This window comes from Actinoplanes sichuanensis, from assembly GCF_033097365.1.
Lineage (GTDB): Bacteria > Actinomycetota > Actinomycetes > Mycobacteriales > Micromonosporaceae > Actinoplanes > Actinoplanes sichuanensis.
Genome location: NZ_AP028461.1, coordinates 8,691,356 through 8,718,114, shown reverse-complemented (window position 1 = coordinate 8,718,114; position 26,759 = coordinate 8,691,356). Strand labels below are relative to the sequence as shown.

20 protein-coding genes are annotated in these 26,759 nt (G+C 70.1%); 10 read left to right on the top strand and 10 right to left on the bottom strand.

All coding sequences use genetic code 11. The annotated features are described in order from the left end of the window. Positions 1–55: 55 nt before the first annotated feature. Positions 56–430 carry a VOC family protein gene (locus Q0Z83_RS39960; protein ID WP_317788573.1) on the top strand — a complete coding sequence of 125 codons (375 nt, stop codon included), beginning with the start codon at positions 56–58 and terminating at the stop codon, positions 428–430. On the opposite strand, the gene Q0Z83_RS39955 is transcribed toward Q0Z83_RS39960, so the two are convergent. The 8 genes from Q0Z83_RS39955 to cysC all read right to left on the bottom strand — a co-directional run bounded on the left by Q0Z83_RS39955 (position 420) and on the right by cysC (position 10,430). Continuing rightward, positions 420–1,406, bottom strand: a complete 987-nt coding sequence (locus Q0Z83_RS39955; protein ID WP_317788572.1) for a glycosyl hydrolase — start codon at positions 1,404–1,406, stop codon at positions 420–422. The two genes, Q0Z83_RS39960 and Q0Z83_RS39955, sit on opposite strands and share 11 nt — an antisense overlap. Next, entirely contained in the window at positions 1,399–2,133 is a 735-nt protein-coding gene (locus tag Q0Z83_RS39950; protein WP_317788571.1) for a class I SAM-dependent methyltransferase, read from the bottom strand. Before Q0Z83_RS39950 ends, Q0Z83_RS39955 begins: the two co-directional genes overlap by 8 nt. Further along, positions 2,130–3,632: a lipopolysaccharide biosynthesis protein gene (locus Q0Z83_RS39945; protein WP_317788570.1), complete on the bottom strand. Its 1,503-nt coding sequence runs from the start codon at positions 3,630–3,632 to the stop codon at positions 2,130–2,132. Before Q0Z83_RS39945 ends, Q0Z83_RS39950 begins: the two co-directional genes overlap by 4 nt. Beyond that, positions 3,629–4,507 (bottom strand): sulfotransferase family protein, encoded by an 879-nt coding sequence (locus tag Q0Z83_RS39940; RefSeq protein WP_317788568.1) that lies wholly within the window; start codon positions 4,505–4,507, stop codon positions 3,629–3,631. Before Q0Z83_RS39940 ends, Q0Z83_RS39945 begins: the two co-directional genes overlap by 4 nt. A gap of 3 nt (positions 4,508–4,510) precedes the next feature. Next, entirely contained in the window at positions 4,511–5,740 is a 1,230-nt protein-coding gene (locus tag Q0Z83_RS39935) for a hypothetical protein (protein ID WP_317788566.1), read from the bottom strand. Beyond that, positions 5,737–7,101 (bottom strand): hypothetical protein, encoded by a 1,365-nt coding sequence (locus Q0Z83_RS39930; protein ID WP_317788565.1) that lies wholly within the window; start codon positions 7,099–7,101, stop codon positions 5,737–5,739. Before Q0Z83_RS39930 ends, Q0Z83_RS39935 begins: the two co-directional genes overlap by 4 nt. After that, on the bottom strand, positions 7,098–8,744 hold the full coding sequence (locus Q0Z83_RS39925; protein ID WP_378078880.1) for a lipopolysaccharide biosynthesis protein: 1,647 nt from the start codon (positions 8,742–8,744) through the stop codon (positions 7,098–7,100). The genes Q0Z83_RS39930 and Q0Z83_RS39925 overlap by 4 nt, the downstream gene beginning before the upstream one ends. A gap of 165 nt (positions 8,745–8,909) precedes the next feature. After that, a complete protein-coding gene (gene cysC, locus Q0Z83_RS39920) occupies positions 8,910–10,430 on the bottom strand; it encodes an adenylyl-sulfate kinase (RefSeq protein ID WP_317788563.1) in 1,521 nt (506 codons plus the stop codon). Positions 10,431–10,612: 182 nt separating this feature from the next. On the opposite strand from cysC, the gene Q0Z83_RS39915 reads away from it, so the two are divergent. From Q0Z83_RS39915 to Q0Z83_RS39890, 6 genes are all read left to right on the top strand, one after another. Then, the gene (locus Q0Z83_RS39915; RefSeq protein WP_317788561.1) at positions 10,613–11,896 is read left to right on the top strand and encodes a glycoside hydrolase family 26 protein; all 1,284 of its coding nucleotides are present in this window, start codon (positions 10,613–10,615) and stop codon (positions 11,894–11,896) included. Positions 11,897–11,975: 79 nt separating this feature from the next. Next, positions 11,976–12,890, top strand: a complete 915-nt coding sequence (locus Q0Z83_RS39910) for an ABC transporter ATP-binding protein (protein WP_317788560.1) — start codon at positions 11,976–11,978, stop codon at positions 12,888–12,890. Continuing rightward, positions 12,883–13,740, top strand: coding sequence for an ABC transporter permease (locus tag Q0Z83_RS39905; protein WP_317788559.1), 858 nt, complete (start codon positions 12,883–12,885; stop codon positions 13,738–13,740). Before Q0Z83_RS39910 ends, Q0Z83_RS39905 begins: the two co-directional genes overlap by 8 nt. Then, positions 13,737–14,687 (top strand): ABC transporter ATP-binding protein, encoded by a 951-nt coding sequence (locus Q0Z83_RS39900; RefSeq protein ID WP_317788558.1) that lies wholly within the window; start codon positions 13,737–13,739, stop codon positions 14,685–14,687. The genes Q0Z83_RS39905 and Q0Z83_RS39900 overlap by 4 nt, the downstream gene beginning before the upstream one ends. Further along, positions 14,687–15,397, top strand: coding sequence for an ABC transporter permease (locus Q0Z83_RS39895; RefSeq protein WP_317788557.1), 711 nt, complete (start codon positions 14,687–14,689; stop codon positions 15,395–15,397). Before Q0Z83_RS39900 ends, Q0Z83_RS39895 begins: the two co-directional genes overlap by 1 nt. 136 nt (positions 15,398–15,533) lie before the next feature. After that, entirely contained in the window at positions 15,534–15,962 is a 429-nt protein-coding gene (locus Q0Z83_RS39890) for a hypothetical protein (RefSeq protein ID WP_317788556.1), read from the top strand. A 42-nt stretch (positions 15,963–16,004) separates the two neighbouring features. On the opposite strand, the gene Q0Z83_RS39885 is transcribed toward Q0Z83_RS39890, so the two are convergent. Next, entirely contained in the window at positions 16,005–17,924 is a 1,920-nt protein-coding gene (locus tag Q0Z83_RS39885) for a S1 family peptidase (RefSeq protein WP_317788555.1), read from the bottom strand. 159 nt (positions 17,925–18,083) lie between these two features. On the opposite strand from Q0Z83_RS39885, the gene Q0Z83_RS39880 reads away from it, so the two are divergent. The 3 genes from Q0Z83_RS39880 (at position 18,084) to Q0Z83_RS39870 (ending at position 23,884) form a co-directional block, all read left to right on the top strand. Then, positions 18,084–19,436, top strand: coding sequence for an FG-GAP-like repeat-containing protein (locus Q0Z83_RS39880; RefSeq protein ID WP_317788554.1), 1,353 nt, complete (start codon positions 18,084–18,086; stop codon positions 19,434–19,436). A 322-nt stretch (positions 19,437–19,758) separates the two neighbouring features. Continuing rightward, positions 19,759–21,975: a S1 family peptidase gene (locus Q0Z83_RS39875; protein ID WP_317788553.1), complete on the top strand. Its 2,217-nt coding sequence runs from the start codon at positions 19,759–19,761 to the stop codon at positions 21,973–21,975. 100 nt (positions 21,976–22,075) lie between these two features. After that, positions 22,076–23,884 (top strand): FG-GAP-like repeat-containing protein, encoded by a 1,809-nt coding sequence (locus Q0Z83_RS39870; protein ID WP_317788552.1) that lies wholly within the window; start codon positions 22,076–22,078, stop codon positions 23,882–23,884. 76 nt (positions 23,885–23,960) lie between these two features. Here the strand turns inward: Q0Z83_RS39870 and ppc are convergent, their stop codons facing one another. Then, positions 23,961–26,756 carry a phosphoenolpyruvate carboxylase gene (ppc, locus tag Q0Z83_RS39865; protein ID WP_317788551.1) on the bottom strand — a complete coding sequence of 932 codons (2,796 nt, stop codon included), beginning with the start codon at positions 26,754–26,756 and terminating at the stop codon, positions 23,961–23,963. Between the last annotated feature and the right edge of the window lie 3 nt (positions 26,757–26,759).

Genomic DNA, 26,759 nt, shown 5'->3' with positions numbered 1-26,759 from the left:
GTACGACATTTTTCGGCGCTGGTTAACCGTACGGCCGTACTGTTAAGGTTTGGTCATGGGGTTTCGAATCGACGACCTGCATCATGTGCAACTGCTGATCCCGCCGGGTGGCGAGGGTGAAGCCCGAGCGTTCTACAGCGGGGTCCTCGGCATGGCGGAGATCATCAAGCCGCCGGTGCTGGCCGCCCGGGGTGGTTGCTGGTTCCGTGGCGGCGGCTGGGAGGTGCACCTGTCCCCGGTCCCGGATTTCGGGCCCGCCCGCAAGTCACATCCGGGCGTGCTGATCACCGGCCTGGATGCGCTGGCCACGACGCTGGAGGCCGCCGGCCACCCGGTCGAGTGGGATCCACATTTCCCGGGTCACCGGCGGCTCTACTCGGCAGACGGCCACGGAAACCGGCTGGAATTCCTGGAAAAGATCAGGGATTGAAGTACGGGTCCCGGCCCAGTGACTTGAGCGCCCGGAAGGCCCGCTTGTCCCCGCTGAGCTGGAACTGCTGGTTGGGCCCGTTCCCCTCCGGATCGGACTCGAAGTAGGCGACGGCCTTGATCTGCCGGTTCACCTTGAAGGTCCGCTCGGCGTCCTTGAGCCAGGCGGCCCGCTGTTCCGAGCCCCACGCCTTGGCCACCCCGAACTCGCCGATGATGATCGGTTTCGGTCGCTGGGCGGCCCAATCGAGGAACGGTCCCATCAGTTCCCCGATCGGCTTGAACTCGAAGCCGGCGTAGACGTCGACGCACGTCCAGTCGACCTGGTCGTCGCCGGGGTAGAAGGCCGGCGCGTCGCCGCGGATGAAACCCTCGGCGGTCGGGCACCACACCCAGGACACGTTGTCGGCCCGCTCCTCGCGGAACTTCTTCCGGACGTACCGCCAGGCCGCGATGTAGTCCTCGCCGGACCACATGGTGGCCTGGAGGTTGGGCCGGTCCATCTCCCAGCGCATCCGCAGCAGCACCGGCTTCTTGATCTTCCGAATCGCGACCGCCTGTTTGCGGATCAGGTCGTCGTGCTCCCCGGCCAGGATGGACCGGTTGTCACCGGTCGCCCAGCTGATCATCAACGACGCTCCGTCGGCGAGGAACGCCTGGTCCGACGGGGTGCCCATGATCTGGTCGAAGCGGCGGTACGTGTTGATGAAGTCGAGCCGCCGGCCCATCGACTCCTCCAGCCCGCCGACCGCGGTGAGCCGCCCCACATGGGTCAGCTCGTCCGGCTTGATCCACGCCCCGAAGTAGGCACCCTTCGCCGGTGGCTGGTACGGCCCGGCTTCGAACGGCCCGGCGTCGACCGCGACCGCGCGCGGCGGCGCCGACAGGTCGGGTACGGGTGGTGGAGGTGGTGGCGGCGGCGAGGAGCAGGCGGCCAGCAGGAGAACCGCGAAGAGCGGCGACGACCACCTACGCATGGACGCGTCGGGCCGTGTAGAGGACGTTCACCGCGTACCCGTCGCTGCCGGGCACCCGCCGGGCCGCCGCGTCCGCGATCCGGGCCACCCGGCTGTCGTGCAGGGACGGCGTGAGCATGGAGAACCCGCGCCGCTCCACGATCTCGAAGCCGTGCCGGGCGAGCAGCTTCTCCACCTGGGTGTGCGACAGTTCGGCGAACCAGCGCTCCCCGCTGTGCCGCCGGGCACGTAGGTGCCGTACCGATCCGGCATTGCCGTGGTTCTCCACCACGAGCACTCCGGAGCCGCGGTGAGGCAGCACCTTGGCCGCGAAGGCCAGCGCCCGGTCGCGGATGCCCTCGTCGACGTTGAGCAGCAGCCGGAAGATCGTCACGATGGCCGGGAAGCCGGCCGCCACCGGCTGCGGGACCGGACCCTCGCCCGGCACCCGGTGCCAGTAGGCGCGCGACCCGACCTCGGCCGCCTTCGTCATCATCTCGGCCGACGTGTCGTACCCGTGCGCCTCCCGGACCAGGCCGTGCAGCGCGCGGATCGCCCGCCCGGTGCCGCAGGCGAAGTCGTGGTGCACGGGCGGATGTTCGACGAACTCCCGGCGCACGAGAGACCGCAGGTATTCGCGTTGCCGGTCGTTGATCCGCGACGCGTAGCTGTCCGGGGCGTAGGTCACGGTCTCGTACTTCTCGACCGCCTCGGTGTCCTGGAACACCTGGGTGTAGTCGCCTGTCAAGTCTTCCTCCTGAATGCACCGAGCATCAACGGGCCGCGGAGCAGCCACGCTCCCGCGGCATAGGCCGGGACGGCGGCGACGACAGCCGCCGGAACGAGAACGACGAAGCCGAAGCACCCGATCGCCAGCGCGGCCGCACTGAGGGTGCCGGTTCCGAACGGGTGCAGCCGGGTGCTCCGGTAGACCTGCGCGAGCGGCAGCAGATTGTTCACCAGCATCGCCCCGGCCAGGCCGACCGCGGCGCCCAGCGCACCCCAGCGCGGGATCAGCAGCACGTCCAGGCCGATCGTGACGGCCAGGGCGATCAGCACGTTGCCGAGGTTCGCCGAGGTGCGCCCGGCCATCGCGAGCACCATGTCGACCATGCCGCAGCCGGTCGCCACCAGCATCGCGGCGGCCAGTACCGACACCACCGGCACCCCGGCGGTGTACCCGTCGCCGAACAGCCGCAGGTACCGGGGCGCGAACGCGATCACCAGCAGGCAGATCGGCCAGGTGACCAGCACCAGCCAGCCGGTGGCGATCTGGTAGAGCCGCCGGGCCGCGGCGTGGTCACCGGTGCTCAACGCCTCGGCCAGGCGCGGTTGCACCGACTGGGACAGCCCCTGATTGGCGAACTGGATCAGCACCACGAACCGGCCCGCCACCGCGTAGATCGCCGCCGCTGCCGGCCCGCTCAGCGCCGCGACCAGCAGCACGTCCACCCGTTGCAGGGCGAGCTGCGCGACGGCGGCCAGCGCCCGCGGGGCGGTGAAGATCCAGAAATCCCGGCGCAGCCGCCGTCGATCGGTCCGGCTGATCTCGGCGACGACCAACCCTTTCCGGTACGCCGTACGCGCCGACAACCCGGCTAGGACGACGACCGGCAGGTACGGGGCCGCCCAGGCGAACGCGAAGACCGGCAGCGAGGCGGTGGCCCACAGCGCGGCCACCCCGGCCGCGGTCACCGCGAGCAGTTGCAGCACGCTGCGCAGGATCCGGTCCAGCAGCACGGTCGGCCGCATGCTGCGATAACCACGGGTCACGGTCAGCAGTACATCGGTGAGCGCCTGCAGCGGGACGAAGACGGCGAGCACCCGCAGCCCGGTGGTGTGATCCGCGATCAGCCGCGGCGACTCACCGGCGGTGAGGTGCGCGATCCACGGCGCCGCCAGCCACATCGCCACTGCCAGGACCAGCGAGAACACCATCACCGGCGGCAGTCCGGTGCGCAGGCAGGCGCCCAGCAGATGATCCTGGCCGGTGGCCCGCAACCGGGCCGGCCAGTAGACCAGCCCGGTGTTCGTACCGAGTTTGGCGAGCCCGCCCACCAGCACGAACGCGGCCGTGGCGGCGAAGAAGGCGCCGGCCTGCTCGGGCCCGAGCGCCCGCGCCACGATCCACGTGACCACTACCCCGGCGCCACCGGCCAGCGCCGATCCGGCCATGTTGGCCAGCCCGCCCCGGGCCGCGCCCCGGGCCGCCCGCTCCGGAACCGCCGTGGTGGTGGTCGCCGTCACGCGCGGCGCCACACCGGGGTGTGGCCCAACCACCCAGCCAGTGCCTCGTCGTGCGACTTGTAGTAGTCCCGCAGGTCACGACGCAGCCCGGGGTCCATGTCGGACTCGCGCGGGCGGGCGTTGTGCTGCTCGAACTTCGGCCGTTGGAGCCCGGACGGCAGCCCGAGGAACCGGCACACCTCGTCGTAGACGTCCTCCGGCTCGGAGAAGAACCGCTCGCTCTCCACCACGTGGATGCGTTCCCGCCCGACATGCTGGGCCATCACGCTCAGGTAGCGGGCGTACTCGCCGCGGGCCCGGTAGGCGTGATGCTGGTGGGCGAAGCTGTAGTAGGTGGGATCGAGGGCGAGCCGAACCTCCTGACGGTGCAGCCGGGCCGGTTCCAGGGTGAGCGCCGACCCGAAATCGGGTTCGGTCTCGTAACCCCGGGCCACCTCGTGGTGGTGCTGCGAGTAGGCGCGTTCCACCGGATCCCGGACCAGCACCACCAGCTTGGCGTACGGCAGATCGCTCGCGATCCGGGCGGCCGCCTGCGGGTGGTACATGTAGTACGGGCTGGACTCGAAGGTCTGCGCGCGTACCCCGTGCTTCTGCGCGATCCGTTCCGCGCTGCGCAGGGTCGGGAAGTGCCCGCGGTACCAGTCGGGCCCCCGCCGATAGGACGTGTCGAAGTAGTGCACGCCCTTGTGCAGCACCGCTTTGAGTACCACCGGGTGCCCGGCCATCGCCCGGTACAGCGATGTCGTCCCGCAGCGCTGCCCGCCACAGATCAGGAACGACGGCAGCATCCGGCTCTCCGCGGTGAGTCGCCCGTACGAGCGGGAGCCCAGGTGCACGACGCGTTTCACCGGCGCCGGCAGGTTGCGAACATGCATGGTCTAGAGCTCCTCAACGCGCCGGATCAGCACCGGCAACAGCCAGGTCCCGAGCACGCCCAGCCGGGCGCCCGCCTCGGCCTGCTTGTCGGTCAGATAACGAACCGCGAGGTCGACCAGGTAGAGCAGGGCGGTGATCTCGCGGGCCACCGGGGCCACGCCGAACGGGGCGAGCAACTCGTCGGCCCGGTGTACGGTCGCCTCGACCGCGGCCCGGGCGTCCCCGGTGGACTGGATGCGCCTCTGCAACTCGTGGTGGATGGCGTCGAAGCCGAGCGGCACCCCGACGGCGAACCGTTCCCAGTCCCAGACGAGCAGCGTGTCGGCGAGGTTCGCCATGTTCCACGGGGCCCAGTCGCCGTGCCACGCGCCGTACCGCAGCGCGGTCTCCCCGCTGTGCGCGGCCAGCACGTCGACCGCGGCGGCCAGCCCGGAACCCTCCGGCCGGTCCGCGACCGTGGCCAGTCGCCCGCGCAGGTCGTGCCAGTACCCGCTGCCGGTCAGCGGCCCGGTGGTGATCCCGCAGCAGTTCGCGATGTCGACCATGGCCGCGGTCAGCCGGCGCGGGGTGAGCGGGGCCCGCGGCAGCCACACCGGCAGCGCCGATTGGACCAGCACCTGCAGACCGCGCCAGGTCCCGGCGTGCAGCACCCGCGGCACGGTCAGCTTGGTCAGCCCGCTGCCGGCGAGCGCGGTGAGCGCCGCCGTCTCCGACTTGACCAGGCTGCGGGTCAGCGGGCCGGTGCCCAGCTTGCCGAAGGCGAAGGTGTCGCCGTCCGGGCTGAGCAGTTGGAGCACCGGCTTGCGGTTGGCCCGCGCCGGACCGATGTGGATGCTCAGCGCCAGGTCGCGGCGCAGCGCGTCGCTCAGGTACCCGTCGATGCCCGCGGACACCGGGCCGGTCACCCGGATCCGGTCGCGGAAGAGCAGGCCGGTGGCGCGGGCGTGGACGGCCGCGACGACGGCGTCCCGTTTCAGCCGGGCCATCCGCGACTGCGGTTCCGCGTAGCGGCGGACCGCGGCCGCCGACACGGTGGGGGAGAGCGTCGGGACCAGCAGGCGGGGCCGGTGCAGGTTGGGCACCACCAGGTACTCGGCCACCAGCGGGCCCGGCGTTCCGTCGGTGCGGTTCGGCTCCGGGTAAAGCAGGGCGAGCACCTCGGAGAGGTACTGGGCCCGGAGGGCGGCGTCTCCGGCGGTCAGTGCCGCGGGCGCGGTCTTTACCGGGCTCAAGCTCTCTCCCCATCTGTCGCGTTACGCCAGAGCAGCGCGTATGCCAGAACCATGAAGGCCAGAGGGGTGACCAGCGAGTTGTACCAGAGCATCGCGGAGAACGAGGTCACCAGCGCCGCGCTCCCGGCGATCCCGATCGGGCTCCGGTCGCGGCGGAACCGCCACAGGCCGTACCCGAAGAAGCCGAGATAGCCGATCGCGCCGGCCGCGCCGTGCGCGTAGATCAGCTGCCAGAACTGCCCGTTGCCGCCGACCGTGAAGTTGCCGCAGCGCTCGCAGCCGGCGCTCTCGCCGACGGTGATCGAATTGCGCCCGCCGAGGGTGTTGCGGGTGCCGCCGTAGCCGATCACCGGTGAACCGGTGAAACCGTCGAGGGCCTTGTCGATCAGGAACGAGCGGACCCCGTTGGACTTGCCGTTGTCCAGCCGGGCCTGCACGGTGTCGGCGAGCGGGGTGGCGGTCATCACCACCGCCAGCGCGGCCGTCGCCACCGGCAGGGCGGCCAGGATCCACAGCCGACCGGCCAGCACGTAGCGGAACGCCACGTAGGCGATCAGCAGACCGACCCCGATCCACAGGCCCCGGTTCAGCGATGCCACGGCCGGGACCACCGAGACGGCCAGGCAGAGTACGGCCAGCAGCTTCCGGCCGGAACCGCGGCCCCACCAGGCGGCCACCAGCAGCCACGGCGCGAGCAGGCAGAAGTTGTTGCCCCAGGTGTTGGTGTAGCCCCACGGCGCGGCCGGGCGCGGTTTCTCCCCGCCGACCAGGTCCATGATCTGCGCGGCGTACGGGTGCACCAGCGACCGTACGAATCCCTTGTTGCGCACCCCGGACGGCAGCAGCCACTCCACCGGTGAGGTGAACTCGAAGGTCCCGGCCACCATGCCGAGCAGCCCGCCCGCCACGGTCAGCACGAACATGCCGGCGAGCAGTCGCACCAGCCGGCGACGGGACAGTTCGGCCTCGGTCAGGTTGCCGGCATAGACCAGTAGGACGGTCAGGGACACGTACATCGAAAGCTTGTAGACGACCGCGACCAACCGTTCGGTGGCGCGTTCCGGCACCGTGCCCGCCGGGTCCGCGCCCAGCGCGGCGATGCTCACCACCACCGCGATCAGGAAGATCGCCCACCAGGCGAAGCCGGGTGGCATGCGCAGCGGTCGGCCCGCCGCCCGCCGGCGGACCAGCAGGAACAGCATCGCCGCGGCGGTGATCGGGAAGATCAGCACCCCCAGGCCGAGTGCCCACCACAGTGGGTAGAGCAGCAGGGGGCCGGCCACCGGCCAGGACGGCAGCGAGCGGTTCTTGGCGGTTCGCGGAGCGGGCCCGGCGTGCGCTGCCGCCGCGACCGTGGTCACTTGTCGTCGCCCTCCGTGGCGCCCGCGCTGGTGAGGTCGGTGACCGAGACGGGTTCGTCGTCGTCGCCCGGCCGCTGCCGCCCGGCGTAGGGCAGCGCCTGTGTCGGGCCGTCCGGCACGTCAGCCGTTTCCGGTGCGTCCTCGTCGGTGACGTCGGAGAGCGCCGAGGGCACCGGCAGCGCCACCGCGGGCGCGGCCAGGTCACCCGGCTGGATCGGGGCGAGCCGCGGCATCACCACGGTGCCCAGCAGCTTCGTGCCGACCCGGCGCAGCTGCTCGGTCGCGTCGACCAGGGCGGGCCGCTTGGACCGGCGCAGCTCGACCGCGAGGATCGCCGCGTCGGCCAGGCTGGCCAGGCTCTGTGCGTCGGCACTGCTGCTCGTCGACGGCGCCTCGATGACCACGTACCCACCCTGTTCGCGCAGCGTCTGAAGGGTGTCCTTGAGCCGCTGCGACTGCATCAGTCCGGCCGCGGCGGCCGCGCCCCCGGCGGTGATCACCCGCAGCGACGGGATGCGCGGGGCGCGCTGCAGGGTTCCGGACAGGGTCTCCCGCCCGGCCAACAGGTCGGAGAGACCGGGCAGGGCGGAGACCCCGAACATCCGGGCCAGCGGCGCGGTGTCGATCACACTGTCCGGCAGGTGCGCGCCGATCAGCACCACATCACTGCCGGTACGGGCCAGCGCCGCCGCCAGGTTGGCCGCGACCAGAGTGCTCGCCGAGCCGCGGCTGATCCCGGTAACCACGATGATCCGGTCGGTCTCGTGGAGGGACGCGAGCACCTCGTTGCGCAGCCGGTTGAAGACCCGGCCACCCGGCCCGTACGGTTGGAGCACGTCGTCGAAGTGCGGGGTGCTGCGGTCGTCCAGGGCGGCGAGTACCGGCACCCGGCCCCGATCGCGGACGTCGGCCGGGGTGACCAGCCGCCTGTCGAACCGTTCCCGCAGGTAGGCGAGCCCGAGTCCGAGCAGCAGCCCGAGCATGCCGCCGGTGCCGATGTTGAGCCACGCGTTGGGACTGGTCGGTTCCTCGGGCAGGCGCGAGTCACTGATGATGCTGCCGCCGCCGACCATCGTGGTGGTCAGCTCGTTGAGCCGCCCGGTCAGCGAGTTGAGCTGGTTCTGCGAGTTGTTCCGCAGACTCTGCAGGTTGCCCTCGGAGGAACTGCCCTTGGCGGCCGCCGCCAGCTTGGCGTTGATCCCGGCCAGCATCGTTGTCAGCTGCCGGACCTTGAGGTTGAGCGAGCGGATCCGCTTGTCCAGTTGGGCGCGTGCGGTCTCCTCGCGGTTGCGCAGGTACGCCTCGGCGAACGCGTGCGACCCGGCCTGCGCCGCCCGCGGGTCGTCCGCCTTGAACGTGATCACCAGCACCGTGGTGTTCGCCGGGACCTGTACCGTCACCGACTTGGCCAACTCGATCGGGGACACGCTGCTGCGCAGGAGGGTGGCCGCCTTCACCGCGACCGCACCGGACCCGACCAGCTGCGCCTCGGTGTCCAGGTTGACGGTGCCCTTGGTGCGCCCGCCCTCCGCGTTGGTGTCCTGGCTGACCGATTCCACCAGCACCGATGCGGACGACTCGTACACCTTCGGCATGGCCTGCGTCAGGACCGCGCCGCCGCCCAGGCCGGCACCCGTGGCCACCAGGGCGATCCACCAGTGGCGGCGGAATGCACCGAGGTAGTGCGAGAGATCGGACGAGGGGCGAGACGGTTCCATCAGTCTTCGGCGGCCCTTCCGGGAAAGAGTGTTGGTTTGGGCGTTTCGCCCCGAAGGGCTAACGTCACACTCCCGCCGCAAGTGATGGGTTTATCCCATTTTGGGCTCCACCCAACCGTTCTCGACCAGGTAACCGAGCACCATCTCGACCGCTTCCGGAACCGTCATCGTGGTGGTGTCCACGGTCAACTCGGCATCGGTCGGCTCCTCGTAGGGGTCGTCGATACCCGTCATCCCGCGCAGCTGGCCGGCCCGCGCCCGCGCGTACAACCCCTTGCGGTCGCGGCTCTCGCACACCTCCAGCGGTGTGGCCACGTGCACCAGCACGAACCCGGCGCCGGCCTCGACCGCCATCTGCCGGGCCGCCGCCCGGGCCGCCTCGTAGGGGGCGATCGGACAGGCCACCGCCATGCCCCGGTGCCGGCCCACCTCGGCCGCCACCCAGCCGATCCGGCGCACGTTACGGTCTCGATCGGCCTTGCTGAAGCCCAGCCCGGCGGTCAGCTCACGGCGCACCACGTCGCCGTCGAGCAGGGTGATGGTGCGATCCCCGTTCTCCCGCATGGCGTCGGCCAGGTTGCGGGCGATGGTCGACTTGCCGGAGCCGGACAGGCCGGTGAAGAACACCACCAGACCCCGGTGCCGGCGCGGCGGCCGCACCCGGGACAGCTCCTTGGCCACCGCCGGTGGGGTGTGCCACTCGGGCAACGGGAAACCCCGGTCCAGCAGGTCGTCGATCTCGGTCGGGCTCATCGCCAGACGACGGTTGCGTGGCGGGATGTCGTCACGCCAGCGCCACTGGCCGTCCCGATTGTCGTAGGCCAACTCGCGTGGCACCAGCACCCGCAGGCCGGCGCCGGAGAGGGTGTCGCCTGTGGACAGCACGTGGCTCACCCCGTAGGCGGCCGCCACCCGGGCCCGCAGCAGCGCGTCACGCATCTCATCGCCACGAGTCAGCAGGGGCACGGCGACCACGGTCGCCGGCGGCATCCGATCGCGGGCCGCGAAAATCGAGCGGACCAGCGACTCCGGCGGCAGGCCGTCCGGTCCCGGTCCACTGACCGGAATCAAGATCAAGAGATGAGCCGCAAGGGTGCGGGCGGCGTGCGCGATCTGCGCCAGTTGCGGCCGGTGCAGTGGCCGGTCGGCGATGACGCCCAGCACCCGGCCCGGCGGGATCAGCGCCCGGACCTCCTCCGGTGTGCGTCGCAGCCGCTGGAACGGGCCGTGCCCACCGTCGCCCATGCGCCGCACCGGGCCGCCGATGCCGAACCTGTTCTCCCCGATCGGCCACACGTCGGTGGCCTCGATCGCGGCGACCGGCGCACCCTCCATGTCGGTCAGCACCAGGGTGCGGCGACCGGGGTCGGCCGGGTCCAGAGCGGACGCCACCTCGCCGGGGATCTCGCATGTCACCGGGACCGGCCACGGCGTGTCGTCGGCGAGCCGACCGCGTCGGGCCAGCGAGGCCAGGTCGGTGCGACCCAGGAAGCCGGTCAGCGGAGCGTAGGCACCGGAGAGCAGAAGCTCGAGATCGGCCAGCTCATAGGGGCGCGGGGTGAAGGAGGGCGCGTCCCGGAGGACGTCCTCGGGCAGTACCGAACCATTCACTTCGAATCCCCCTGAAGCTGTTTGGGGGACAGTTTCCCAGGCGCTGTCGAACCGGTCGAGTCGGGATCTCAGTCCAATCCTGATCTTTCCCCGGTAAGGATGAAAGCCTGCAAACATCCTTTTTGGGTTTAAATCATGATGTTACTGGACATTGCGCCGTGATCCTTTGATACTCGGCGCTTGTGAGAAAGTCCCTGCAACTAGTCGCGCTGACCACGGCCTTCACCATGACGACCACGGCGACATTCGCCTGGGCGTACACCGGAGGCCCGGGCCGGCTCGGCGCACCGCCCGAGTCGCCCGCCCCGGCCGAGCCGTCGGCGTCGCCGGTCGCCCGTGTCGTTCGAAAGGCCCCGGCACCGGTCCGGGATGTGGCCACCGTCTCCACCCCGGTCCCGACGGCGTCCGCCACGCCCGCCCCGGTGGCGACCACCACTCCGATCCCGATGGCGAGCGACAAGGGCGTCGACCGGCCGGCCGACCAGCGGGTCGATCAGCCGGTGGCGCCCGCCGCCCGACAGGCCTGCCGCACCGCGTCGAGGCTGGTCCCGACCTGCGGCATCCTGTGGGGTGTGGCACCCGGCGCGCGTACCGAGGCCCGTGGCGTGCAGGCGCTCGCCGAGTTCGAGCGCAAGACCGGTCGGCACCAGGCGATCTTCCACGCCTACCACCGCGGTATCCGGCAGGTGTTCCCGACCGAGCAGGAGATCGCCATCTCCCGGGAGTCCGGCCGCAAGCGGATCCTGCTGCTCAACTGGAAGCCGGAGAGTGCCACCTGGGCCGAGATCGCCCGGGGCGACCAGGCCACCGACGATTTCCTGGACCGGCTGGCCACCCACATCCGGCAGAACTACCGGGAGAAGTTCTTCTTCGCGATCCACCACGAGGCCGAGGACCAGGTCCGCGAGCAGGCCGGCTCGGGCTACACGGCGCGCGACTACGCGGCCATGTTCCGGCACGTGGTGAAGCGGCTGCGAGCCAAGGGCGCCCACAACGTGGTGACCGTTCTCGTGCACATGGCGTACGTCCCGCACACCACCAAGAGCTGGTTCCAGCACATGTACCCGGGCAACGACGTGGTCGACTGGATCGGCTTCGACACCTACTCCTACAGCGACCCGGGGTACGGCCACGGCGACTTCGACGAGCTGCTCAACCGCCGGTCCGCGAGCAAACCGAACTGGCCCGGCTTCTACAACTGGGTGACCCGTCGGCACCCCGGCAAGCCGCTCATGGTGGCCGAGTGGGGTGTCTGGTTCTCCAAGCGCAACCCGGACCACATGGCCGAGTTCTACCGTGAGGTCGGCGAACAGATCAGCCGGTTCCCGAAGATCAAGGCGATGGTGCACTTCGAGACCCCTTCGAACCACAAGGGCCAGGACTCGTCGGTGGACAGCACACCCGACGCGCTGCGCGAGTACCGTCGTCTCGGCCGGCTTCCAGTTTTCCAAGTCTCGCTAAGCTGAGAGCGCGCTGAGAAACCCTGAGTGCCCCTCAGGGGTTTTCCGGATCCATATCCGTGCGGCGGGTTTCTAGGCTGAGCCCGTGACCATCATCGTTACGGACGGGCTGACCAAGACGTACGGCGGCGGGGTGACCGCCCTCGCGGACCTGACCGTCGCCGTCGATGCCGGCGTCATCGGACTGGTCGGCGCCAACGGCGCCGGCAAGAGCACCTTCATCAAGATCATGCTCGGATTGCTGCCGCCCAGCAGCGGCAGCGTCCGGGTCTTCAACCTCGACCCGGTCACGCAGACCGACCAGGTCCGCGCCCGCGTCGGCTACATGCCGGAGAACGACTGCCTGCCGCCGGACGTCTCGGCCGCCGAGTTCGTGACCCATCTGGGCCGGATGAGCGGGCTGCCGAAGACCACCGCCCGCGAGCGCGCCTCCGAGGCGCTGCGGCACGTCGGCCTCTACGAGGAGCGCTACCGGCAGATCGGTGGCTACTCGACCGGCATGAAGCAGCGGGTCAAGCTGGCCCAGGCCCTCGTGCACGACCCCGACCTGCTGCTGCTCGACGAGCCGACGAACGGCCTGGACCCGGCCGGCCGCGACGCGATGCTCAACCTGGTCCACCGGATCGGCAACGAGTTCGGCATCTCCGTGGTCGTCTGCTCGCACCTGCTCGGCGAGGTCGAGCGGATCTGTGACTCGCTGATCGCGATCGAGGGCGGCCGGCTGCTGCGCGCCGACCGGATCTCCTCGATGACCGAGGCGTCCGACATCCTGGCGGTCGAGGTCGCCGACGGTACGGACGAGTTGGCCACCGCTCTCGCCGAGCGCGGCCTGGCGGTCACCCGTGAGGGTCGGCTGCTGCTCGTGCCGCTGGAGTCGGACGAGGCGTACGACCGGATCCTGCACGCCGTCACCGACCTCGACCTCAACCTGCACCGCCTAGACCAGCGTCGGCACCGCGTCGCCGAGCTCTTCACCACGAAGGAGACGGCCGATGTCTGAGGCCGGCGTCATCCATGACATCGGATACCAGCGTTACGACGGCCCGCGACTGGGCCGGTTCGCGATGCAGCAGGCGCTCTATGTGCACGGGCTGCGCGCGGCGTACGGTCTGGGCCGCTCCGCCAAGGCGAAGATCTTCCCCTGGCTGGTCTTCGGCATCATGCTGCTGGTCGCGGTGATCGTGGCCGCGATCCGCTCGATCGCCGGCGAATCGGTGCTCAGCTACCTCGAGTTCGCCGGCCAGATGAGCTTCCTGATCATCTTCTTCACCGCGATCGTGGCGCCCCAGCTGGTCTCCCGCGATCTGCGAGCCGGCACCCTGCCGCTGTACTTCAGCCGACCGCTGCGCGCCGCCGACTACGTGTCGGCCAAGTTCGCCGCCATGGTCAGCGCGATCTGGCTGCTGCTCGGCGTGCCCCAGTTCATCATGTTCCTGGGCGCGGCGTTCACCACCAAGGAGGGCGTCAAGGGCGTCTTCAACGAGATCGGCGACCTGCTGCCGGGCTGGGGTTACAGCCTGCTCTGGGCACTGATGTTCGCCGCCATCGGCCTGCTGGTCGCCTCCTTCACCGGTAAGCAGGCGTTCGCCGCCGGCGGCATCGTGGCGGTCTTCCTGGTGACCACCCCGATCGTCGGCGTGCTCAGCTCCCTGCCCTCCACCACCGCCAACCAGTTGGCCTTCCTGGGCAGCCCGATGACCCTGCTGGCCGGCGTCGGCGACTGGATGGGCGGCGAGTTCGGCATGGAGCTGGGCCGGTTCGGTCCGATCTACGGCATCGAGGCGGTCTGCCTGATCGCCGCCTGCCTCCTCATCCTGCTGGCCCGCTACCGGAAGGTGGCCTCGCTGTGACCACCCAGACGCTCCCGGCCGAGACTCCGACCACCACGGGTGTGGTCGAGCTGTCCACCGTCTCCCGGTGGTACGGCAACGTGGTCGCGGTCAACGACATCTCCATGTCGCTGAACCCCGGCGTCACCGGCCTGCTCGGCCCGAACGGCGCCGGCAAGACCACCGTGCTGCACATGATGGCCGGCTTCCTGTCACCCTCCCGGGGCACCGTGACCATCGACGGCAAGCCCACCTGGCGCAACCCGTCGATCTACCGCGACCTCGGTCTGGTCACCGAGCGGGAGTCGGTGCACGGCTTCCTCACCGCCCGCCAGTTCGTGACCGCCTGCGCCAAGATGCAGAAGCTGCCCGACCCGGCCGGCGCCGCTCAGCGCGCGCTGGAGCTGGTCGAGATGACAGGTGCCGCCGAGCGCCGCATCGAGACGTTCTCCAAAGGCATGCGCCAGCGCACCCGGGTCGCCGCCGCGCTCGTCCACGAGCCGCGGGTGCTGCTGCTCGACGAGCCGTTCAACGGCATGGACCCGCGCCAGCGGATGCACATGATGGAGCTGCTGCACCGCCTCGGCGACAACGGCCACACCATCCTGTTCAGCTCGCACATCCTGGAGGAGGTCGAGCAGGTCGCCGGGCTGGTCCAGGTGATCGTGGCGGGCCGGCTCGCCGCCTCCGGCGACTATCGCAAGATCCGCCGCCTGATGACGAACCGGCCGCACATGTTCGCCGTGCGCAGCTCCGACGACCGCCGGCTGGCCGTCGCGCTGATCGCCGAGAAGTCGGTCGCCGGCATCGAGGTCGAGGCCACCGGCCTCACCGTGCGGGCCTCCGACTACGGCAGCTTCACCCGCGCGCTGCCCCGTATCGCGCTCGACCAGGGCATCCGGCTGCGCCAGGTGGTGCCGTCCGACGAGTCCCTGGAGAGCGTCTTCTCCTACCTGCTGGAGGGCTGATGTCCACGGTTGCTTTCATCACCGCGCGCGGCCTCTTCGGCCGCCGGCGAGCCCTGCTGCTCCTGCCGCTGCCCGTGCTGCTGATCGGCCTGGCCGCGATCTGCCGGGCGTGGGGTGTGTCGCCCGACATGTGGGGCCAGGCGGTCATCGTGGGTCTGGGCCTGGTCGTGGTCCTGCCGGTGGTGGCCCTGATCGTCGGTACCGGTGTCCTCGGCTCCGAGGTCGACGACGGCACGATCGTGCACATCCTGACCAAGCCGCTGCCCCGTTACGAGATCATCCTGGCCAAGTACGCGGTGGCCGCCTCGGTCACCGCCGTGGTCGCGGCCGTGCCGCTCTTCGTCACCGGCGTGCTGGCCGGCTCGGCCAAGCTCGGTGTCGCCCTGGCCGTCGCCAGCGTGGTCGGCGCGTTCGCCTACTCCGCGCTGTTCCTGCTGTTCAGCCTGCTCAGCCGGCGCCCGGTGCTGGTCGGCCTGGTCTACATCCTGGTCTGGGAGGGCCTGCTCGGAAACTTCGTCAGCGGCACCAAGAACCTGGCCATCGGTCAGTACGTGATCACCATCGCCGACAAGATCGCCCCCTCGGCGATCCTCCAGTCGACGATCGGCCTGACCACGGCCGTCGTGATGAGCGCGATCTTCATCGTGCTCGGCACGCTGGGCGCGGTGAACCGGCTCGCCTCGTTCAGCGTGGCCGGCGAGACCAGCTGACGTCGCACGCACCGCGGCCCGCGTCACCACCCGGTGACGCGGGCCGCCGTCATTCGAGTCTTCGATAAGCGCATTCTCGGGCGTGGATATCTCGATACGGTCGTGTTCCAGTCGTTCAGACCGAGAGGAAACGCTCGTGAATCGCATGTGGAATGCCCGGATCGCCGCCGTCGCCTCGGCGATTCTGCTGTCCGCCGCCGTTTCCGGTCCCGCGCAGGCGGCACCGGTTTCCTGGAGTGTCGTCAACGGGGCGGCCAGTGCTACCGGGACGCTCGAATACCGGTCGGTGACCGCCGGGCGATATGCCGACGTCGTCGGCGCCATCTCGGTCGCCGAATCCGATGGGCAGTGCTACTACCTGCGCTATTACGTCCCCGCTGATCTGCTCGGACGGGGTTTCAACTCGGCTCGCCAGTGCGGTGAGGGCGTTCTGCCGGTCGAGTCGCACACGTTCCTGTCGCTGTTCGGGACCTACGGTTTCCGGTTCGGCCTGTGCCGGGTCGCTCCCGGAGCTCCCGAGGAGGTGTCATTCGCGGACCTCGGCGCCAGTTGCGTCCGGGTGTGAATCGGCCGGGGCCTCTCGGTCGGCCCCGGCCGATTTCCCGACCTATTCGGTGATGCGGATGTCGTCGATGTAGCCGCGATATCCGCCGGAGTTGAGCGCCTGGTCGTACCCGACGTCCAACTCGGTGATCTGCTTACCGTTCACCGCGCCCAGCGAGATGGTCACCTCGTTCCAGGCGTCCATGGTGAGCTTGCCGCACTGGTGCGTCGGGTGCGCGCGGTCGCCCTTCTGGTCCAGGGCCTCCGTGGTGTCGCGCATGTTCGTCTTCTTGGCGTCCCACTGGTCGACGAACAGCAGGTCGACCGAGACGCAGGTGCTGTTGGAGCCGCTGACGGCGCTGTTCGTGGCCGTACTCTGCGGGAAGATCCGGTAGGTCAGCTTGGTGGTGGGCTTGATGTACACCTCGTTCAGCTGGAAGGCCTTCAGGTAGGCGTACGACGTGCTGGTGCTGTTGTCCCTACCGGAGTACATCAGCGCGTTCGTCCCGGTGGCCGCCTGCTCGGCGCGGGAACCGAGTTCCGGAATGGTGACCGCGCAGCACAGGCCGCCGACCTCGGCCAGCCCACCGCCGGCGCCCGGCAGCTTGGCCGAGACCGTGTTCGTCCACGTCGGAGCGGTCTCACCGGTTTCCAGCCCGGAGGCGAACTGGGGCGACTCCAGGACGTCGGTGATCCGGATGTCGTCGACGTAACCGCGGTAGCCGCCGGTGTTGACGGCCTGGTCGTACCCGATGGAGAGGGTGTCGATCTGCCGACCGGCGCGGAGCGTGCCGATCGGGACGATCACCTGGTTCCAGGTGTCCAGGGTGAGCTTGCCGCACTGCCCACCCGGGTGGATGCTGTTGCCGCGCTGGTCGAGGGCGCCGCTGTCGCGCAGGTTGGACCCGTCGACGAAGGCCAGGTCGACCGCCACGCACGTGCTGTTCGAACCACTGACCGCCGAGCTGGTGGTGCTGCTCTGCGGGTAGATCCAGTACGACAGCACCGATCCGGCGCGGAGCTTGGTGTTCCGCAGACCGAAGGCCTTGAGATAGGCGTACGACAGGGTCGCGCTGTTGTCCTTGCCGGAGTACATCAGCGTGTTCGAGCCGCTGTGCGGGTTCTCCGGGCGGACGCCGAGCTCGGGTGCGGTCAGCGAGCAGCAGGCGCCGATGATGTTGGCCGATCCGGCCGGGCCGACCGTGTTCTGCCAGTTCGGCCGGACGTCGGCCGTTTCCAGACCGCTGGCGAAGCCGGGCAGGTTGTCGGTGACCCAGGTCCGCTCGGTGTCGATCCGGGTCTCGGTCGCGGCGGGCGTGCCGGACGGCTCACCGACACAGCCGGCCTGGTTGGACGAGTGGTGCAGGCCCACCAGTTGGTAGGTGCCGTTGCTCGACTTCAGCGCGGGACCGCCGGAATCGCCCCGGCAGACGCCCGCCCCGGACGTGCCGCTCGGCGCGACGTCGAACGTCGCCGTCCCGGCCGCCCGCACGGTGAATTCGGCCGCCTTCAGCCTGCCCGGGATCCATTCGGTTCCGGTACGCCCGAAGCCGGCCAGGGTGAGCAGGTCACCCGCGGCCGGGGCGGTCGACGCGATCGGTACCGGAGCGACCGTGGTGATCGTGCTGTCCAGGCGGGCCAGCACGAGGTTCTTGGTGGGATGCGCCACGATCCGCGACACCGTGCTGACGGCACCGCCCACGGTGACCTTCGTGGCCAGGGGCGGCGTGCCGGTGGTGGTGGTGCCGCCCGGGCCCGCGAAGCAGACCGCGGCGGTGAGTACGACCTGTGGATGCACCAGGACTCCGGTGCAGGAGCGCTCGGTGGTGCCCAGATCCAGGCGGGCCACGAACGGCAGTGTTCCCGTTGTCACATCGGTTCCCCCGGTGATCGCTGTCGCCGGCGTGTTTCCGGACAGCGCCACCGCCAGGACGATTCCGGACAGCATTGACGCACGCCGCAACGGGCGTGATCGGTTTCGCATGTAAAGATCCGTTCCCCGTGATGAACTTTCACGATCTTCGATGCCCCCGAAGCATCATGCGCCGACTGCGGCGTCGTGACAATACGCATCCCGGTGAACGCTCAGCGTCGATCGAAGTGGGGTCGCGGCGCGGTCTATCTCGCAGTTCTAATGAGCGCCGTGAAGATCTCCCGATTGGGTCTGGCGCTGTTCAGCCTGTTCTCCCTCGTCAGTCCGGTTCTCCTAGCGCCCGGCCCGGCCCGCGCCGCGGACGTGCCACACCTGCGGGTGCTTCCGCTCGGCGACTCGATCACGGTCGGTGTCGGCGGCTCCGGTGGCGGTTATCGGCTTCCACTGTGGAATGCGATTCGCGGCCAGTCGGCGTTCACGATGGAATTCGTCGGTACGCAGCGCAGTGGTCCGGTTCCGGATCCGAGGCACGAGGGCCACAGCAGCTACCTGATCGACGGGATCTCCGGGCAGATCGACAACTGGATGGCCACGGCCGCACCCGATGTCGTACTCCTGCACATCGGCATCAACGACCTGGACCGGAGTGACGACAAGGAGCACGCGCCGGACCGCCTCGCGGCCCTGGTCTCCCGGATCTTCGCCGACCGGCCAGGCGTCACGGTCGTGCTCGGCGGTCTCCTCGCCACCTCGCCGAGGCTTGCCGACGCCGTCGCCGGATACAACGCCGCGGCCCGTCGGATCGTCGCCGACCTCGCGGCGAACGGGGACCGGATCCGGTACGTGAATTTCGCCGTCACCTCCGGTCAGATGGCTGATGAACTGCACCCGGCGGACGCCGGTTACGCCGTGATGGGCGAGACGTTCCGCGTTGCGCTGGAGCGGGTCGTCGCCGACGGTGGGGTGACGTCCTCACCCGCGCCGGCCGGTAGTGCGTCGGAGATCACGAGCAGAGTGCGGTGGGCCGACTTCGACGGTGACGGGCGTGACGACTACTGGCTGCTCGTCGACGGCGGACCGGTGCAGGTCTGGCTCAACCGTGGGGACGGCACCTGGACCGGTCTCGGTGAGGTCGCGCTCGGTCTGACGGCGGACCGCAGCCGGGTGCGGATCGCCGACTTCGACGGTGACCGGAGGGCGGATTATCTGCTGTTCAGTACGACCGGCGCGGTGACCGTGTACCTGAACCGGGGCGGCGACGGCTACGGCGGCTGGTCGAACCTCGGCAAGGTCGCGGTCGGCGTGACCACCGACGCCGGCCGGGTCCGGCTGGCCGACTTCGACGGCGACGCCAAGGCGGACTATCTGCTGCTCACCGCGAGCGGAGCGGTGCAGGCTTGGCTGAACCGAGGCGGTGACGGGCACGGCGGCTGGTCGTCGCTGGGGCAGGTCGCCTCGGGTACCACGACCGACCCGGGTCAGGTGCGGTTCGCCCGGGCCGGCGGTGATGCGCGAGCCGACTACCTGCGGGTGAACCGGATCGGCTCGGTGGACGCCTGGATCAACGAGGGCGGCTCCTGGGCCGGCCCGCAGCGGATCACCGAGGGTTCCATCATGGAATGACACGTGACAATGTGACCGCTATCACTTAATTTCTCCGGCTGGGCCGACTGTCGTCGGCGGGCGGACGGCTGCCTGTTCAGGCCGGTCGGCCGAGCGCCCGGGACGGCTCGGTCGGTCCGGTGGGCCCTGCTCGCCGCCCCCCTCTCGATCGAGGTTCTTCACTATCATTCGGTCGACGCCGGTCGATGGTCACCGGTTTCGGCTGCGGCATGTCAGTGAAGACACGGGGAGTGAGATGCGCAGACGTATACGTTCATGGGGTTCCGCCGCCTTGGTGGCGGGCCTCACCGGAGGCCTCCTCAGCGGAGGTACGGCGTTGGCGGTGGCCGGCGCGCAGGAGGTGCCGGACGGCTCGCTGCCGTTCGTCGCCAAGGTGAGTTTCGGCGACGTCGGCACCTGTACCGGCGCACTGGTGCACGCCCGATGGATCGTCACGGCGAAGTCGTGCTTCGCCGACGGCACGACCGCCGTCACGGCCGGTGCACCGACCCGGCCGACCACTGTCGTTCTCGGTCGCGCCGATCTGGAGACGGTGAGCGGGCACCGGCTGTCGGTGGTCTCGCTGACACCGCACGCCGGCCGCAACATCGTCCTCGCCGAGCTGTCCGCGCCGGTCAAGAACATCACGCCGGTGGCGCTGGACGGCGGCGCGCCGGTCGAGGGCGAGACGCTGCGCATCGCCGGCTACGGCCGGACCCGCAACGTCTGGCTGCCGACCCGGATGCACGCCGGTGACTTCACGGTCGGGGCGGTGGCCGCCGACTCGTTCGCGGTCAGCGGTGTCGGCAGCGGCGCGACCCTGTGCAAGGGCGACGCGGGCGGGCCGGCGTTCCGGGAGACCTCGGGCGGGGTGCAACTGGTCGGGATCAGCGACACGTCCTGGCAGAACGGGTGCATCGGGGAGAGCGAGACCCGGGAGGGCGCTTTCGAGGCCCGTACCGATGATCTCGCCGATTGGATCCGGGCCGGCGTCGCGACCGTGCCCGACGGGCTGCGCGAGCAGGTCACCGGCGAGTTCAACCGGGACGGCATCGAGGACCTGATCGGCGCCGACGCGTCGGGCAACCTCTGGCTGCACCCGGGGACCAGGACCCGCAACGTGTACGGCGACCGCGTCCGCATCGGTACCGGTTGGGCCGGGATGCGCGAGTTCGTGGTCGGCAAGGTCAACCGGGACGCGTACGACGACCTGGTCGTGATCGAGACGTCGACGAACATCCAGTGGCTCTACCCGGGTACCGCCGCCGGTGGGGTGTTCGGCACCCGGGTGCAGATCGGTTCGGGTTGGTCGACGGATCTGCGGGACGTGGCGATCGGCAAGGTCGACCGTGACCAGTACGACGATCTGCTCGTGGTGAAGTCCTCCACCCAGCAGTTGCTGCTGTACAAGGGCAACGCCGCCGGTGGCAGCTTCAGTGCCGGGGTCGTCTACGGCACCGGTTGGGGCTGCTGCAAGCAGGTCCAGGTGGGTAGGTTCAACAACGACGACTACGACGATCTGCTGACCGTCGTCACGTCGACGGGCGCGATGAACATCTACCCGGGCACCGCCGCCGGTACCCAGTTCGGGCCCGGTGTCGACGCCGGTGCCGGAACCGGCTGGAACTACGCCGCCAACCTCATCAAGGGCACCGTCGACGACACCGGCCTGCAGGGCCTGATCGGTGTCGACGCGACGACCGGCCGGACCTGGCTGCACCCGCGCACCGCGGCCGCCGGCTGGGCGACCCGGATCCAGCCCGGCGGCCGGATCTACGTGCCGCAGCCGTCCGACCTGACCAACCTGGTCACCGGCAAGTTCAACCGGGACGCGTACACCGACGTCATCGGCACCGACAGTGCCGGTGTGCTGTGGCTGCACCCGGGGACCACGGCCGACACGTTCGGTCCGCGGGTGCAGATCGGCACCGGCTGGAACGCCATGCGGGAGTTCGCGGCCGGCAAGGTCAACCGGGACGCGTACGACGACCTGGTCGTGATCGAGACGTCGACGAACATCCAGTGGCTCTACCCGGGTACCGCCGCCGGTGGTGTGTTCGGCACCCGTGTCCAGATCGGTTCGGGTTGGTCGACGGATCTGCGGGACGTGGCGATCGGCAAGGTCGACCGTGACCAGTACGACGATCTGCTCGTGGTGAAGTCCTCCACCCAGCAGTTGCTGCTGTACAAGGGCAACGCCACCGGTGGCAGCTTCAGCGCCGGGGTCGTCTATGGCACCGGCTGGGGCTGCTGCAAGGAGGTCACCCTCGGCAGCGTCAACAACGACGACTACGACGACCTGCTCACGGTCGTGACGTCGACCGGCATCGTGAACCTCTACCCGGGCACCGCGGCCGGCACCCAGTTCGGCCCGGGCGCCGACGCCGGTGCCGGCACCGGATGGGCCGGTCGCAGCAACGTGACCCCGATCGTCCTCGGCCAGGAGACCCGGGCCGGGATCCTCGCCAAGGACAGCACGGGCGCCCTGCTGTTCTTCACCGTCCGGGACCACAAGGCGATCGACTGGTCCGACCCCATCCGATTCGGTCCGCGCGACTGAGAGCGGCTACCGCCCCCTGTCTGCCCGCCTCCGGTGTCACCGCACATCCCCGTCCACGGAGATGTGCGGTGCCCGGCATGGGCGCGAAAGGAAGATATTCATGTCCTCCCATAGTCGACGCCGGATCGTCGTGGCGGGTCTGTCCGCCTCGGTGATGGTGGCGGGCCTGCTCGGCGGCGCGGCCGCCCGGGCGGTCACCGGTGACACGGTGGCCGACACCGTCCATCCCTTCACCGCCCGTGTGAACGTCGGTGAGCCAGGCGTCGGTAAGGCCTGCAGCGGTGCGCTCGTGGCGCCGTCGTGGGTGCTGACCGCGAGCGCCTGCTTCGGGCAGACCGCCGCCGGTGCACCCGCTCAGCCGACGACCGTCACGCTCGGCCGGTCGATCACCGCCACCTGGGTCGTGCCCCATCCCGACCGGAACCTCGCGCTGGTCCGGCTGCTCACCCCGGTCGCCGACATCGCGCCGGTGCCGCTCGCCACCACCGCGCCGAGCGCCGGTGACGTGCTGCAACTGGTCGGCTATGGCCGTACCGCCACCGATTGGATCTCCGTCCAGAAGCACGCCGGGACGGTCGGTGTCGAGACGGTCGGTGCCACCACCCTGAGCGTCGCCGGCACCGATCCGGCGACCGTGACGACATGCAAGGGTGACTCCGGCGGGCCGGCGCTGCGTACCGTCGGCGGCACCGTGGAACTCGTCGCCGTGCACCACACGTCCACCCAGCGCGGCTGCCTGGACGCGGGGGAGGTCACCGAGTCTGGAGCGGAGGAGACTCGGGTCGACGACCTGTCCGGCTGGATCCGGGGCATCGCGGTGAACACGTGCAACGCCGCGGGCACGGCGGTCCCGACCGCCCAGACCGGCGCCGTGATCTACACGGCCGACGTCACCGGTGACTGCAAGTCCGACATCATCCACCAGAACACCGTCGGTGACCTGCAGGGCTGGTACTCCAAGGGCGACATGACCGCGGACTCCGGGCTCTTCAACGGTGCCTCGCGTCTGGTCGGCAGCGGCTGGACGACGACCAACATCCAGCGGATCCTGACCGGCGACTTCAACGGCGACGGCAAGGCCGACATCATCGGCCAGGACTCGACCGGACAGTTGCGGGCCTGGCCGTCCACAGGCGACATGTCGGCCGACAGCAGGCTGTTCACCGGGGCCGCGCGGATCGTCGGCACCGGCTTCTCGACCACCGCCTTCCCACGGCTGCTGACCGGTGACTTCAACGGCGACGGGCGTACCGACCTGCTCGGCCAGAACGCCGCCGGGCAGCTGAAGGTGTGGGGATCGACAGGAAACCTGAACGGGGGCGTCCTGTTCCCGGGGTCCGGTGTCGTCACCGGTGCCGGATACACGACCACCGCCTTCCCGCGGATTCTGACCGGCGACTTCACCGGCGACGGCCGGACCGACGTCATCGGCCAGGACTCGACCGGTCTGCTGAAGGCCCTGGGGTCCTCGGGTGATCTGTCGGCCGACAACAAGCTCTTCCCCGGCCCGGCCCGTACCGTCGGCGGCGGCTGGACCACCACGAACATCCCGCGGATCCTGACCGGCGACTTCAACGGCGACGGACGGCAGGACATCATCCGGCAGGACTCGACGGGTCTGCTGCGTATCTGGGCGTCCACCGGCAACCTGTCCGGCGACAACCTGATGTTCGCCGGGCAGTCCCGGATCGCCGGCGGTGGCTGGACCCAGGCCGCGTACCCGCGAATCGTCCTCGGCGACTTCAACGGCGACGGCAAGCAGGACATCCTCAACCAGAACACCGCCGGTGAGCTGTACGGGTGGGCCTCGACCGGCGATCTGTCGGCCGACAACACCCTCTTCGCGAGCGGTACCCGGCACCGCTTCGGCGTCGGCTGGACCCTCGCCTCGTACCCCCGGATCCTCTGACCGTCCCACCGCGAAAGCCGAGGCCCCCGCACCGGAATCCGGTGTGGGGGCCTCGGTCCTGTTCGTGCCGGGCGGGTCAGCCGGTGTTGCGCATCCCGGCGGCGATGCCGTTGACCGTGGTCAGCAGGGCTCGTTCCAGGGCCGTCGAGTCGGACGGGCCTCGGCGGGCACCCGGCGCGGTCGGCAGCTGGCGGCCCGCCTCGTCCAGGTCGCGGTACTGACGGAGCAGCGCCACCTGCAGGTGGTGCAGCGGCTCCAGGTACGTGTCACGGACGCTCAGGGTGCGGGAGAGCTCCGGCTGGTTCGACAGGATCTCGGTGCCGCCGGTGATGGCCAGCACCTCCTGGACGGTCAGCGCGTACTCCTGCTCGATCTTGTCGAAGATCGGCCGCAGCTCCTCGGGGACCAACGTCTCCACGTAGCGGCGCGCGATCGACAGGTCGGTCTTGGCCAGCATCATCTCCACGTTCGACAGGAACGTGCGGAAGAACTGCCAGTTCTCGTGCATCGCGTCGAGCTCGTCGCCCAGACCGGCGGCGCGAACCGCGGCCAGGCCGGTCCCGACCCCGAACCAGCCGGGGACGATCTGCCTGGTCTGGGTCCAGCCGAACACCCACGGGATGGCGCGCAGACCGCTCAGGCCGGCGTCCGCGTTGGGGCGCTTGGCCGGGCGGGAGCCGATGTTGAGGGCGCCGAGCAGCTCGGTCGGGGTGGCCGCCCAGAAGTAGGCGGCCAGGTCCGGGTCCTCGACGAGCGAACGGTAACGGTCGAACGCCGCGTCCGAAGCGGTGTCCATGACCGAGTCCCACACCTCGAGGCGGACCGGGTCGACCGAGATGCTGGTGTGCAGCAGCGTCGCCTGGAGCACGGCGGCCACCGTGAGCTCCAGGTTCTCCCGGGCCAGGGCGGGGACCGTGTACTTGTCGGAGATGACCTCACCCTGCTCGGTCACCTTGATCGCGCCGTCCAGCGTGCCGTACGGCTGAGCCAGCACCGCCTCGTGCGTGGGGCCGCCACCGCGCCCGACCGTACCGCCGCGGCCGTGGAAGAGCCGCAGCCGGACGCCGTGCCGGGCCGCGACGTCACGCAGCGACCGCTGGGCCTTGTGGATGCGCCACTGGCTGGTGGTGATCCCGGCCTCCTTGTTGGAGTCCGAGTAGCCGAGCATGATCTCCTGCACGTCGCCGCGGGCGCGGACGATCTCCCGGTAGGCCGGGATGGAGAGCATCTCGTCGAGCAGGTCGCCACCGGCGTCGAGCTCGGCCGGGGTCTCCAGCAGCGGGATGATGTCGACCTGGGCGCGGCCGGTGTGGATGTCGACGAGACCGGCCTCACGGGCCAGCACGGCCGCGGCGAGCACGTCGTCGACACCGAGGGTCATCGAGATGATGTACGACTCGATGACGTCGTCGCCGAACCGGGCCTGCGACTCGCGGATGGTGTGGAACACGTCGAACGTCTTGCGGGCCGAGTCGGTGAGCGGGGTGTCCTTGTTGGACAGCGGCCGCCGCCCGGTCAGCTCGGCGGCGAGCAGCTTGGTGCGCGACGGCCGGTCCAGGTCGGCGTAGTCGTCGACCTCGCCGACCTGCGCGTACATCTGCTGGAGCACCTCGTGGTGCTTCTCGGCGTGCTCCCGCACGTCGAGGGTGGCCAGCTGGAGGCCGAACGCGGACGCCTGCCGGATCGCGGTGGCGACGACACCGACCGCGGGCAGCTGACCGGAGTTGCGGGCCAGCGACGCGCGCATCAGCTCCAGGTCGGAGATCAGCTCGTCGGAGCCGAGGTAGTCGCGGCCGGCCACGTGCGGGGTGCCGTTGATCAGCCGGGCCCGGGTGTTGGCCAGCTTGGCCTTGATCGCCCGGACCTTCAGACGGTAGGGCTCCTCGGCGTTGACCCGGCGGAAACGGGACGCGACCTCGGGCAGATTGTCCAGGTCCTGGGCGAGGCTGGCGGACAGGTCGAGGGACACGCCGCGCAGCCGCCGGGAGACGGACAGCTCGTCGATCAGCCGGTCCATCGCCTTCTCGGTGGCCTGGATGCCGTGCTCGTGCTGGATGAGCAGCACCTCACGGGTGACGGTGGGCGTGACGAACGGGTTGCCGTCCCGGTCGCCGCCGATCCACGAGCCGAAGGTCAGCGGCTTCGAGGTGGGTGCGGTCTCCACCCCGAGGCGGCGCAGCGTGTCGGCCAGGTCGTCGAGCACCTGCGGGGCGGCGTCGGCGTACAGATCCTTGAGGTAGTAGACCGCGTTGCGGGCCTCGTCGGTCGGGTCCGGCCGGTCCAGGCGCAGCTCGTCGGTCTGCCAGAGCAGGTCGATCAGCTCGGCGAACCGCTTGGTGGAGGCGGTGGTGTCGGTGGCGCCGTAGAGCGCGGCGGCCGCGGACTCGGCGTCCAGTGAGTCGGCGACCTGGCGCAGCTTCGACAGGATCGAGCGGCGGGCCGCCTCGGTCGGGTGCGCGGTGAAGACCGGGCGGATCGCGAGGCGGCGGGCGGCGGCGGCGATCTCGTCGGCCGGCACACCCTTCTCGGCGATCCGCTTGGCGGCCTGGTCCAGCCAACCGCCGTTCTTGGCCCGGCGGCGGCGCAGGTCACGGGCGCGGTGCACCTGCTCGGTGATGTTCGCCAGATGGAAGTAGGTGGAGAAGGCGCGGGCCAGCTTGGTACCGGTGGTGATGTCCATGGCGGCGAGCCGGTCGGCGGCGGCCGGGGCGTCCTGACGGACCAGGGCGCGGATCTCCTCGACCAGGTCGAGAAGAGGGCGACCCTCCTGCCGGGCCAGCGTCTGACCGAGCAACGTGCCGATCCGGCGGATGTCGGCACGTAGTGCGGCGTCGGATCCCTCTCGCTCGTCGAGGGCAGGCTGCTCTGTCATCGG

Excerpts from the sequence above, each read along its gene's own strand:
- Q0Z83_RS39960 (WP_317788573.1), top strand. The coding sequence starts at position 56 with ATGGGGTTTCGAATCGACGACCTGCATCATGTGCAACTGCTGATCCCG.
- Q0Z83_RS39905 (WP_317788559.1), top strand. The coding sequence starts at position 12,883 with ATGTCTGAGGCCGGCGTCATCCATGACATCGGATACCAGCGTTACGAC.
- Q0Z83_RS39885 (WP_317788555.1), bottom strand. The coding sequence starts at position 17,924 with ATGCGAAACCGATCACGCCCGTTGCGGCGTGCGTCAATGCTGTCCGGA.
- Q0Z83_RS39895 (WP_317788557.1), top strand. The coding sequence starts at position 14,687 with ATGTCCACGGTTGCTTTCATCACCGCGCGCGGCCTCTTCGGCCGCCGG.
- Q0Z83_RS39955 (WP_317788572.1), bottom strand. The coding sequence starts at position 1,406 with ATGCGTAGGTGGTCGTCGCCGCTCTTCGCGGTTCTCCTGCTGGCCGCC.
- Q0Z83_RS39870 (WP_317788552.1), top strand. The coding sequence starts at position 22,076 with ATGTCCTCCCATAGTCGACGCCGGATCGTCGTGGCGGGTCTGTCCGCC.
- Q0Z83_RS39940 (WP_317788568.1), bottom strand. The coding sequence starts at position 4,507 with ATGCATGTTCGCAACCTGCCGGCGCCGGTGAAACGCGTCGTGCACCTG.
- ppc (WP_317788551.1), bottom strand. The coding sequence starts at position 26,756 with ATGACAGAGCAGCCTGCCCTCGACGAGCGAGAGGGATCCGACGCCGCA.